This is a genomic window from Xenorhabdus koppenhoeferi (assembly GCF_900116635.1).
Classification (GTDB): Bacteria; Pseudomonadota; Gammaproteobacteria; order Enterobacterales; family Enterobacteriaceae; genus Xenorhabdus; species Xenorhabdus koppenhoeferi.
Genome location: NZ_FPBJ01000002.1, coordinates 105,534 through 118,218, shown reverse-complemented (window position 1 = coordinate 118,218; position 12,685 = coordinate 105,534). Strand labels below are relative to the sequence as shown.

5 protein-coding genes are annotated in these 12,685 nt (G+C 42.4%); all 5 read right to left on the bottom strand.

Annotated elements, in window-relative coordinates; genetic code table 11:
- Positions 1-132: 132 nt before the first annotated feature.
- Positions 133-1,284, bottom strand: a complete 1,152-nt coding sequence (locus BM329_RS01285) for an acyl-CoA dehydrogenase family protein (RefSeq protein ID WP_092547735.1) — start codon at positions 1,282-1,284, stop codon at positions 133-135.
- 7 nt (positions 1,285-1,291) lie between these two features.
- Positions 1,292-1,549: an acyl carrier protein gene (locus tag BM329_RS01280; RefSeq protein ID WP_092547733.1), complete on the bottom strand. Its 258-nt coding sequence runs from the start codon at positions 1,547-1,549 to the stop codon at positions 1,292-1,294.
- A gap of 33 nt (positions 1,550-1,582) precedes the next feature.
- Positions 1,583-2,647 carry an HAD-IIIC family phosphatase gene (locus BM329_RS01275; RefSeq protein ID WP_092547731.1) on the bottom strand — a complete coding sequence of 355 codons (1,065 nt, stop codon included), beginning with the start codon at positions 2,645-2,647 and terminating at the stop codon, positions 1,583-1,585.
- Positions 2,647-3,504 (bottom strand): 3-hydroxyacyl-CoA dehydrogenase family protein, encoded by an 858-nt coding sequence (locus BM329_RS01270; protein WP_010848099.1) that lies wholly within the window; start codon positions 3,502-3,504, stop codon positions 2,647-2,649. Before BM329_RS01270 ends, BM329_RS01275 begins: the two co-directional genes overlap by 1 nt.
- Positions 3,505-4,010: 506 nt before the next feature.
- On the bottom strand, positions 4,011-12,041 hold the full coding sequence (locus BM329_RS01265; RefSeq protein ID WP_092547729.1) for an AMP-binding protein: 8,031 nt from the start codon (positions 12,039-12,041) through the stop codon (positions 4,011-4,013).
- Positions 12,042-12,685: the final 644 nt, after the last annotated feature.

Here is a 12,685-nt window from a genome sequence, read left to right as displayed (position 1 = left end):
AACAGAGAATTATATATTGACTCAAAACATAAAATTCATTATGAATTTCAGTATTCAGATTTTTCCAAATTGACTTATATCTCTAATCATTTAATTTTTGGGAATCTCTGATAGATGTTTATTTTATCGGTATTACTCAATAACCGAGCCTTTCCTGTAAAAACCACGCAAAGCATGTTGTGATATTAACATTTGTTGGATTTGATTCGTTCCTTCTATAATCTCCAATACTTTGGCTTCACGATATAATCTTTCTACCGGATATTTGTTGGATAATCCATTTCCGCCAAGGACCTGAACGGCATTATTGGCGACCAGCATAGCGACAGCCGAACTATTATATTTGGCGATATTTGTTTCCATAATGGCATTGTGATCGCCTTGATTCCTCATATGCCCGATCTTTTCACAGGCTGCTTTGGCGGCATAAAATGCCGTCGCAGAATCGGCAATAATCCCTTGAATCAATTGATGCTGGGCAATTTTCTGACCGAACTGTTTTCTTTTCCGGGCGTAAGTCACCATCTCTTCCATTGCCGCATGGGCAATCGCCACACCCGCCCAGGCAATGCTGTAACGACCAAAATAAAGCGCGGTATTCGCAACAAAGCTGAACCCTTCTCCCTCACACCCGATTAAACTCTCTTTAGGTATTTCGACATTATCAAAATTCAGTTCTGACAAATAAGCGCCACGACTTGCCATTAAACCGGACATCGGCTTTCTCGTTAATCCTTCAACGCCGAATTCGACAATAAACGCACTGACTTTCTCTTCACATTTAGCAAAAACAAGGAACAGGTCAGCAATGCCTGAATAAGTAATCCATTTTTTATTGCCATTGATCCTGAAGCCATTTTCTGTCACTTCATACCGGGTTTTAATCGCATTGGCATCAGAGCCGGCTTCAGGTTCAGATAAAGCAAAACACGCTATTTTTTCACCCCTTGCCATTGCAGGCAGGTATTTTTCCTTTTGTATCTGGCTGCCCAGTTTTACAATTGTTTCACCGACTAAACTGGTGTGTACCGTCAACAACGCCCGTGTCGAATTACATCCTTTACCTATTTCTTCAGTCAAATAACCATATGAAAGGGGATCTATGCCCTGTCCGCCATATTCTTTCGGCAAAATAGCCCCTAATAAACCCAGTGTTGCCATCTCAGTAATAATTTCATCAGGCACTTTACCTTGATTATCAATCAAACCTGCGGAGGGTCTTAATATGTTATCTGAAAAATTTTTTGCCACATCCACCAAATGATGAATTTCATATCGCCCCATGTGAATCTTACCCTCTGATTTTATTAATAAGTTCCAGCATTGCATTTATTGAAACAAAGTTCTCGCGCTCTATATACTCATCAGGAATGGTGACGGCACATTTTTCTTCAATAAAACAGAGTAAACGCATGGCAAAAAGTGAATTCACCAAACCACTTGTAAATATATTTGTGTCATCCAGTAATTCAATTTCATCATCAAATACAGAGATATTATTTTCAATAAATTCACGAATTTCTTTGGCGATAGTTTCCAGATCTTTCATTAGCATATCCTAGTTATTTATAATCACATCAACCTAATTATTTATAATGACATCAACATAGTAAGGGAAATCAGGTACATTCTCTAATTCATGCTCAAAAATGATTGTTTCATCTGCCAGTTTTTCTGTTTCTTTAAAGCCTGCAAATTGATAAGTGACAAACATTTGTCGATTACGAGGTGTACGTTTAAATTCAGCATATAATTTATGCGCTTTTGCTTTCGCCTGCTGCATAATATAATTCAATGCAATACTTCCAACGCCGCGGGAAAGTGTTCTACAGGACATTAACAACAATTTAATATAATCAACCTCGCCTTTATATTGAACTAAGGCCAATCCTATTTTTCCATAAGAGCCATATTTATCTGTCAACTCAAAAACAAATACACCATATTCATCTGAGTTGATTAATTCATTTAACCGTTCTCTGTTATAAGTAATCCCGGTTGAATTAAGTTGATTCGTTCTTTGCGTTAGCTCTTCTGCGCGCAGGAGATCTTCTGATTTGGCTTTGGAAATATAAAACTTCATATCAAGTTGACTAAGAAACTCTTCTGAAGTGCCGATAAATTCCTCTTCTTCTTCTTTTCGTAAGATATCTTTCTGATATCTCTGTCTTCTTAATTTTGCGTCATCCGATATTTCCATATTGGCAATTCGGGGCAAGTGCAGTATTGATTGATATTCCAACGCATCAATACAAGTCACTTCCGGGAATTTAGCATTAACTTCATCCCGTTCTAAAGGCTGGTCATCAACAAAAATAAAAGTATCAGCGGCAATATTTAAACTTTTCTGAATATTTTCAATAGAGGAAGACTTGGCTCCCCAATGAATTTGAGGATAAATAAAATAATGCTTTAAATTAAATTTTTCCAGCATATCCAAAGCATCGGAGGCTTCATTCCGGCTTGCAATGGATTGCAAAACGCCCATTTTATCCAATTGGTCAATAATTTTTTCTATTCCCGGCTTTAATTTAATAGTATCACCTTCAGAAAGCACGCCGTCCCACAACGTGTTATCCAAATCCCAAATGATACATTTTACCGGTATTTCGCTATTTACCTGATTATTGGTCAAATCATCCATCATCAATATTCCGAATTTGTATAATTGAAAAATCCTTTACCACTTTTCCTACCCAGATGCCCCGCTTCCACCATTTTCTTTAACAGAGGACAACAGCGGTATTTCGGATCTTGGTAACTTTCATAAAGAACGTGTAAAGAATTAACAACGGTATCCAGACCAATCAAATCGGCGGTTTCCAGTGGCCCCATAGCATGGCCGTATCCTTCTTTGAAAATACGATCTACATCCTGCGGACTCGCTACATGATCCTGTACCAGAAATGCTGCTTCGTTCATGAATAAATGAGAAAGCCGGTTTGAAACAAATCCAGGAAAGTCTTCTACAACCACCGGATTTTTTCCAATTCCCTGTAAGAATTTTTTTGCATCAATTAATGTCTGTTCGGAAGTATGGAAACCCTGGATGACTTCAACACATTTTTTAATCGGTACTGGGTTCATAAAGTGCAATCCCAATACATTTTGCGGGAACGGTAAAACGGAAGCAATTTTTGTGATAGATATACAGCTTGTATTTGCAGTAACATAAGTTTCAGGTTTAATGTACGGTGTTATTGCTGCATAAACTTTCTGTTTAATCGACCAATCTTCAGTCACATTCTCAATAATCCAATCACTGCCTTCAACCGCTTTATAAGAAGAATCAAATTGAATTCTATTTTTCAATTCGGCTAAATTCAGCGCATTGAATTCAGGTTTCAGCATCCGATATGAACGGAATTCACGTGACATTCTTGAATCAAGGTTAGCCAGAACATCTGAAGATATATCTATAAGTGATATATTATGACCATATGCAGCACAGGTTATCGCCGTGTCCAGCCCCATCACACCAGCACCGATAATTGATATTTTCAACGACAGCCTCCATTTTTAATGACTGAAAATTAGGTCGTAGAAAAAACAGATGATACTCAACTTAATGAGTGTTATTTAAGTACGCTACCGCCCTTAAGTAACGGCCTTAAAACCATTCAAAAAATCTTAATTTTTTCTACAAAAACTTGGATGATTCAAACAGACTATATATTTTTAATTTCAAAAATATATATTACGAACGTAACAATTCATTTTTAATAAAAAATACAAACCATGTTAATTTCACAGAATTAACATGATAGAAAAAGAGGTAAACGCATTTTATCAAGTAAAAAGAAAAAAGAGGTAATACTAAATTCACAAACACTTATCATTATTTCCCATATGATAACTAATATTTATTATGAACATATACTATTCATAGACTAAATCGATATTTTTAATATCTCTATTTCAGACTCTCTTCGTTAATGCTTTTCCATCAAAAGCCAGTCTCATCCAAACCGTATGGAAGAGTCCGGCTTTATCCGTTAAGTTAGCTCTCCTTAATTCCCTGTGGATTTGCGTCGTCTGTCTGCCAGTCTACTTTTACCTGACTGGAATGAGCGCTGTAAATGTTCCTGGGAAGACACTTTATCCGATGCGGATGTAAATTCTGTTTCCTTCACTTGTCTACACGACAATTGGCCCTGTTTAATCCAGTTTGTAAATGAGGCAATCGTCGGATGTTCAAATAAGGTGGTGACCCGAATTTCACGATTGAATGCCTGCTGCAACAGGGACTGCAATGTAATTATCTTTATCGAGTTACCACCGGCTTCAAAGAAATTCGTTTCCGTCCCCACCCTTTCATTTTCAAGGACTTCCTGCCAGATCGCCCGCACTTTTACCGCCGCCGGATTGGCCAGTAGCAGGTGATCTTCAACCGGTTTTGCCTGCAATTGTTGCACCGCATATTCCTGTAAACTCTGACGATCAATCTTACCGGTAATGGTGCGTTTAAACCCATCGACAACCACAATCAGTGAAGGAAGCCAGGTATCCGGGAAGTTACGCCGGATATGTTCCCTCACCCGGGGTTCCAGCAATGCAGGTTGTTCCATGCTATCGACAAAAAGATGCCATTGACGTTTACCTTTCGATGTCGTTGCCGGCAATAAACAGCTTGATTTCACCGCGTCTAATGTTTCAACCACCCGCTCTAATTCACGAGGCTCTATACGGATACCGTTTACTTTTATCTGATCATCAATTCGTCCCAGATAGCGGAAACCTGTTTCACCGGAAAAAGTAACCATATCGCCGGTACGATAAAAAGGATGCTGGCTGTACTGCGCCAGGTATTTCGGCTTAACAAAATATTTGGCGGTTTCAACGGGATTCGTCGTGTAGCCACGGGCAACCGCCCTGCCTCCTACCCAAAGTTCACCCCGGACACTGGCGGGCAATGGCTTGCCAAAAATATCAGCACAGTAAGCGATAACATTTTGAATTGGCCACCCAATGGCAACTTCCGTCGCTAAGGATTGTCTGGCACTCAGGCAATCCACCGTTGTCTCACTCGGGCCATAATGGTTGCTCACCGCATATCCTTGTCGCAGCAAATCATCCCGAAGGCGTTCAGGTAATTCTTCACCCCCAAATATCCACAATCTCATGGACGGGAAGAAAGGAGCGTCCTGAATGAGCTGCGAAATAGCACCGGGGATAAAGTTGATTAAGGTGATCGATTCAGATTGCACCACGTTAATGAATGCTTGTCTTTCCAGTAATACATCGGGAGAGGGATAAATTAACGTCGCACCAACCACAAAACTGGCAAACAAATCCTCTACGCTGGGATCGAAATTCAAATCCGTCAGCCCAAGCACTCTGTCAGCCGCGGTCAGCGCAGTTTCTTGAATAAACCAATCCAACAAGTTAGCCACTGACTCATTGCGAATCGAAATTCCCTTCGGCGTTCCCGTCGTTCCTGAGGTGAAAATAAAATAGAATTCATCTTCAGGTTGTCGGTTAAGCCAGACAATGGGCTGCTCTTCGGCTGGCGGTAAAATATTTTCCTCAATATCCAGCAATAAATAATTTGTCCCTGCACCAAGTTCCTGATTAAACGCAGTCCCAGACAAAACAATGTTGCAATTCGCCAAGTCCAGTAATTTTTTCTTGCGTTGCAAAGGATCTTTCGGATTGATATAGCAATAACTGCCACCGCTGAACAAGATCGCCAGTATGGCTTGAGTCGATAACAAGCCTTTCTCAAGATGAACAGCCACTCGATCGCCGGGAATAAAACCCGATAAGCGTAATCGTTCCTGTACCGCACTTATCGCCTTCAGTAATTCATCATTGCTGATTTTATGCTGGCCGTCGATCAAACTGATTTCCTGAGGATACCCGTCAAGGCGTTGATAGATTTCTTGCAGCCGCGAATTAATATCCGGGATATGTTCATTGATCTCTCCCATGCTTAACGAGGTTTCTTCCGGCTCTTTTGCATTCAGCTTTAAAAAGAGATCTTCAATCAGTGTATCCGTCGTGTTGCTAATCAGATCTTCTGCCAGAGATTCAAAGGCATTAAACGCTGTTTTTACTGAGTCCAATGCACCCTTAAACATCTCTCCGGTACTTAATTCCACCCGCCATTGTTCCATGCCGGACACAGTTAACGTCAAACCAAAATGCGTCGTTTCTTCACTGTATAAATCCGTCAGGAATGCACCACAACTGGCATCTTTCAATGACGCATCAATCGGATAGTTATCAAAAACAACAATGGAATCATACAGTTCATCATTTATCCCCGCTTCCTCCCGGATTAACAAAGGCGGCGTTTTTTCATATTGTTGCGCCTGTTGTAAAGCCCGGAAAACGGAACGCAAAGCGACTTCTGTATTCCACTGGCCTTCAAGCGTCAGGATAAGGGGAACGGTATTAATAAATAAGCCTAAAGGCTGGCGATCAACACTTTGTGTCAAAGCCCTGCCTCTGCCGGAGAACGTACATCCCAACGCAATTGTTTTCTGGAATGTGAACTTAGCCAGTGTCAAGGCCCAACACAGGTAAATGAAACTGGCCGGCGTTACACCCGCACGTCGGCAAAGTGCTTCGATCGCGGCTTTACGCTCCTCGCTCCATAAACTGTTTACACAGAGTCTTTCATTGGTTTTTCTTGCAACTTCATTCTGCTTATCGGCCCGGAATAAAGGTTCTGCCAGTAATTTTGTTGTTGCAGAAGCTTCTCTGTTAGGCAGGTGCTGAAAAACATCCCGCCAGTATTCGCGGCTGTGTATCAACGCTTCCGGGCTTAACCCTTGCCAAAGTTGTTGTGAATAATTCCGTGCATCCAAGGGCACAATCTTTTGCTGACGCAATCCCTGTAACCACAGAGAAATCAACAATGAACTGCTCCAGCCATCCATCAGAATATGGTGGAAAGAGAAAGCCAGACTTAACATGCCCGCATTGACATCATGGAATCCGACAAGACGAAAGACTTCTTTATTTAATTCGAACGGTGTGGCCTTGGAGTGTGCCAGCCAATCGAGGCAACGCTGCCTGCATGACAGGGGCGGCGTTGTCGCGTCAACACGAACGTATTCGAACGGAATGCGAGGCAAAGCATAGATAATCTGATGAGGAATACGAATACCTTCCCAGACAAAAACCGACCTTAAAGCAGGTTGTGATTGCTGTATCTGCTGCCATACCTCAAGCAGCGTTTTTTCATCGGCATCCACTTTCACACTGAATGCCACACCAATGTGATAAGCGCTATTGCCATCTTTTAAAGCGTGGAACAATAACCCATTCGCCTGAGGTGTTGCTTCCAGCAATTCTTCAAGATAATTATTGCCGAATGTCGTATTCGTTGAATCAATAGCCGTTTTCAACGCGCCCTTAATAAGCGGATCAAATTCCGACTGAGCGAGCTGACAAAGCGGAAAATCGGCAGGGATCAAAGGTTGTTCCAAATGATGTTCGACCTGTGGATCTCGCAATACATCATTTTGGCTATCACACCAAGCCAATAGCTTCTCGTTCAATTGGGCTAAGTAATGATAAGCCTTATTACTGTCAGCGTCCGGCATCCCCAACTGCAATTCAACCCATACATCGCCGGATTCAAGACAATCACGGATCAGAATGTCAAAGTCAGCCGTACTCTTTTCATCCGGATGCCGGAAACCACCCGACAAAGTTTGATCCAGACTGAAATGGCTCCACGTTCTGCTTCCATCTAACCCGAAACCAATATCGTTAATGCAAATCAATGGCCGTTTTCCGCTGTTGTTCAGACCGAGTTGCGCTTCCCAGCTCTGCTTATCTTCAGACAGACCCGATTTTAAGATCCGTAAAAAAGCAGTTTGGGAACAGGGTGCTGAGGGTTCTACAGGCACATCAAGCGTTAACTGATTAAAACCGGTAAACCAACCCACCGCACTGGCCATTTCAGCATTCCAGGCAGTCGGTATTCCAGCTTCAGAGAATAGGCGGCCGTGATTTTCTAACAAGACGACAGGCTGTGAAGGCAATATTTCGTTATCCTGCATAACCTCCATCAAAGCAGCCACAATTAATTGCGAACGTTCAGCCTTAAAACGCTGTTCAATTGACTTAAAATCACGACCACAAATTGACAATGCCAATGTCACAGTAACCGCCGCGGGGTGATTAATAGTGTCACCGCATAGCGCATTGTCGTCCGTACCAGAGATATGTTCGCTTAACCATTTACCCCACAGGAAGGCACCTTGTTCTTCGGTTACTTCTTTCGCTGTATCGTGCCGGGATGCAATTTGATGGATGGCTTGATCCAATTCATCTAATAAGAAAATCCATGAATGCACATCACAAATAAGGTGATGACAGACCCAAATCAGATAATTTTTTTGTGAAACGGCATCAAATACGATTGCGTGTACACTGGGTTGTGTTTCCAGACTCACCCGGCTTTGTAGTTGGTTCAGCCGGTCTGCAAGCGATTCACCGGATGCCAGCGTTTCACCTTCTGTCAACGTATCACTGTCAGGTTTTGACGGGTCGAAATAGAATTCAGTCAACGCCTGATTTGCTCTCAGGGAAAAAATTTTATGCCTGGCTTTAACCGCTGAAATAGCAGCATTTATTGCCTCAGCGCAGAGAGCAGGTTTCAATTCGAGTACCATTCCCTGCTGCAACCGATTGCTATATTTGAAATCTTGTTGGCGGAACCAACTGACGCTGGGTAAGTGCCTGACCCAATTCGCTTCTGTTTTTTCTGATATTACCGAATCAGTGGTGTCTTTTTCCAACTGCTCAATACAGGCCTTTTCAAGTACAGAACCTAAAGAATTCAACGTTAACAGTTCACTGGCACTAATTCGGATACCTTCTCTGGTTAACAGTGCGACGAGCCTGATGGCTTTGATCGAGTCGCCCCCCTGCTCCAAAAACGAAGTAGTGAAATCAACGGATTGTGGCCAGATAGGTTTGAGAAACGCTTCATTCAGCCAGACAGGAAGCTGATAGCTGCCCGCTATTTTCTGGCCTTGTTCATGAACCGAACTGGACAAAGAAGAACCACTTTCCATCAATTTTGTTTTAGCCGCAACAGTTAAGGCGACTGTATCAACTTTACCATTGGCATTAATCGGCCAGGGTTGTACAGCGCAATACAACGTTGGCATCCAGGCATCAGGAATTTTTGCTTTCAGGCGAAGTTGAAATTCAGGATTGTTATGGGGTACAGGTTGGCTGCTGCATAAAGCAATGGTTTCATATTTTTCAACGCCATCACTTTCATCAACGATCAATTTCAGTACTTTCAGCTTCCAACTGTCATTAGCGTTTCCATCAAGACTGACCAGTACATCTTCTACCGCTTTCTCTATTTCCGCCGGATGAATCCGATAACCACGTACCTTAAATTCATCATCAATGCGTCCAAGACAATGGAATACACCTTGTTCATCCTGTAACCCCAAGTCACCGGTGCGGTACCAACGACTAAAGCCATCACCACTGTGCACAAATTTTTCGGTTGTCTGGGCAGTATTGTTGAGATATCCATCCGCCAGTACAGGGCCTCCAATCCAGATTTCGCCTTTAAATCCACGGGGCATCGTTTGCCCCCACGAATCTTTGACGGCCATCTCTGCTTTGCCCAGTGCCTGACCAATCGGCATCACCGCCGTGTTGATTTTATCGTTTCCGTCAAGATCGCCTTCTTTCCCGCTGACTGAACAGATACAGCATCCCACGGTTGTTTCTGTTGGCCCATATTCATTAATCACTTTGCTGCCCGCCGGAAAATAACTCAGGGCTTTTTTCACCAAAGAGGTGGATAAATTTTCTCCGCCGACAATAAACGTTAATGGGTTAATCCGCGCAGGGCTGTTTTCAATCAGCAATGAGAGGTGTGAAGGCGTGCATTTAACGCCGGTTAATGACTTATCAGCGAGCAGGATTTGCAGCAGTTCAGGATTATCACGAATATCTTGTTCATGAGCCTGAATAAAACCACCGGATAAAACGGGCACCAGCAGCGTTGTTTGTGTTAAATCGAAACCGAAGGAGGTAAATAAAGGCGCGTTAAAGGGGGTTTCCGCAGCATAAGCCTTCTTCGCCGCGAGGGCATAGTTTGCCAGAGCAACCGGAGAAATCACTACGCCTTTAGGCTCTCCCGTCGAACCAGAGGTATACAGGATATAAGCCGGATTATCGTGGATGGGTTTTGTCCCGTTTTCTGAATTTGATGAAATTTCAAACCCTGTTTTATCTAAATCTGTTTTACCCAAGGAAATAGGCAATAAAGGTAAATTCAGCCTTTCTGCAAGGCTGCTGTCAGCCTCGGTATAAATGCAAAGAGCTGCCCCGGAATTACGGGCAATGGCCGATAATCGGGCTACAGGCATAGTAGGGCAAACGGGCACCACGGTAATATTTTCAATCAGACATGCCAGATAAGCGAGGGTGATTTCAGGGGTACGTCTTCCCACAATGAAGACCGGGCTGTGTGTATCATGCCCATCGAACCTATCACGCAACTTAAGCCTGAACGGGTTAATCCATTGCAAACCCTGACGATAGGTCACAACATCAGCCGCCTGTTTGAATAACAGGTTATCGGCATAACACTCAAACGCATGGTATAAATGAATGCCAATCGGCGTTATCGAAGACGCTTTCCAGGCATCGGTGTCTTGCCTGTTTTTAATGAGTTGTTTCTGTTCCGTTTCTTGTTGTTCTGCTTTTTGTTGTTTTAATATGGCGAAGGCAGCTTCCATTGCATAATCAGTGACGATTCGTAAAAATTCGTGACACTGTTCTAATGACCATATCCTGCGGAAATCGGCCTCAAGTTTAAAATCCCCTTCTTCAAAGCGATCGTGGATATGGATTGTCGCGAAAAGTGCCTCTACCGCCTGCATGTGTTCAATCGATACTTCTGCGCCTAAAACCTCTTTCCGAAAGATACCGGTTTGGTAAGAAACCCCAAAAGCGGGAGTGATCCTCTTCCAATCCGGTGACGCAAACTCGCTCCAGCGGGCACCCGGTGCATAACGTGAATGCGCGACCGCTTTTTGCAAACGTTGTTTGAGAGCATGATAGCAATCCACCACGCCCTCACCCGTTTCACGAAACACAGGAATTAAAACGGGCGCCACTGTCATTGCGGCAGAACGTTTCTCTTCACTACTCCAACGATTGAGCATAGGCGCTTGTAATAAAGCCCCATTACCATCTTCAATGACCATTTGCGTATAGGCAACAGCCGCGAAAAATAATCTGAAAATGGAGCCCCCCGATTTTTTAAACTGACGCAAAGTATCGTTGTGTGTTTTGCTCAGTTTGTAATGTACACGCCTGGATCGGGGCGTTAAGGTACGATAATCACCCATCGGGTAACGACATGATATTTTGTTGACATCAGATGATTCCGGCGCGTCAGATTTCAGCCCATCAACTTCCCGCTCGTTAATAGTCCTGTCACTAAAAATACTCCGCCAATATATTTCATCTCTTTGCCTGCGCCGGGAGTTTTCATAATTTTGTTCCCCTTCTGCATGAACCGAAAATAAAAGAGATTCCGTATTCGGTTCTTCTTTCTCCAGAGCCTTCATCAGATGTTCTATCAGTACTGAAAACCCCTCACCATCCATCGCGGCATGATGCGCTTTAATAAACCATCCGGTTTGCCCTTGTTGAAAATGTACGGCAAAAATCCGCACCGGCGTTAATGACAAATCTTCTTTTATCAACATTTGGCGGTCTGCCCAACTCTCAAAAGCCTGTTTAGAGTCCGGGTAGTTGCTGAAATCGACCTGGATTACTTCAGAATGGGGGGTGAGCCGACGGATACCATGCCAATGTGTTGCCAGGCCACTCATTTCCACATTATCAGTCTCAAAACCGATGTGAAATATATCCATTGAGTTCCGAACGGTTTCGGCTGCCCGCACAAGCCAATCCAGAGGAATACTGCCATTTAAACGCACTGCAACACCCAAATAAAACGGACAGCCAGCCAGATGAAACGCTTCCATTTTGAAAACAGCTTGCTGTGATCTTGATAACTCAAAAATCGTCTTCTTCATGGTTTAAATACTCGTTTTGGTGAAGAGCAGACACTACCTATCTATGCTTGATGCAATTTCACTATCAAGGTTTAAGGAGTTTCATTTTAGTAATCGTAAAAAATGCCAATATTGTTCCAATAACATCCAAATCCATATTGATGAAAAGGCAATCTTTCGAAAACAGATAAAAAGTCATTCATAAATCGAGTCAGCAAAATTCCATTATTTTCATATTTCCTTTATAAATATTGTAAATTAAGTTCACCTAAGAATATAAATTAAGTTGGCACCATAATTAATAGATTGCCACTTGCATCATACAAATAAAAAGATAAACAATCAGAAACACAGATAATTTATCAACTATACATTTCGTCTTTCAAACTGCCTCTTTGTTGGCTGCGCTCACTCACCCCGGTCACATAGTTATCTATACTATTGGGGGTTCATTCCCTTGCCGTCGTGCTGCAACTTGAAATCCATTGTGTATAAAGTGAAAGAGTATAATAAAAAATAATATAGTTTTAAGGCCTTATAACCAACGTATCCACTTTATCTTATAGTGTGTCATTAATCAATGGAATAATAGAAAATCACAAAGAAAATCACAAATACAAATGCCAATAACAATTTAAATTAAAATAAAGTGAAAATAAAAAATC

Bases quoted from the DNA above. Each gene is read 5' to 3' on its own strand.
- BM329_RS01275 (WP_092547731.1), bottom strand. From the start codon at position 2,647: ATGATGGATGATTTGACCAATAATCAGGTAAATAGCGAAATACCGGTA.
- BM329_RS01265 (WP_092547729.1), bottom strand. From the start codon at position 12,041: ATGAAGAAGACGATTTTTGAGTTATCAAGATCACAGCAAGCTGTTTTC.
- BM329_RS01285 (WP_092547735.1), bottom strand. From the start codon at position 1,284: ATGGGGCGATATGAAATTCATCATTTGGTGGATGTGGCAAAAAATTTT.
- BM329_RS01280 (WP_092547733.1), bottom strand. From the start codon at position 1,549: ATGAAAGATCTGGAAACTATCGCCAAAGAAATTCGTGAATTTATTGAA.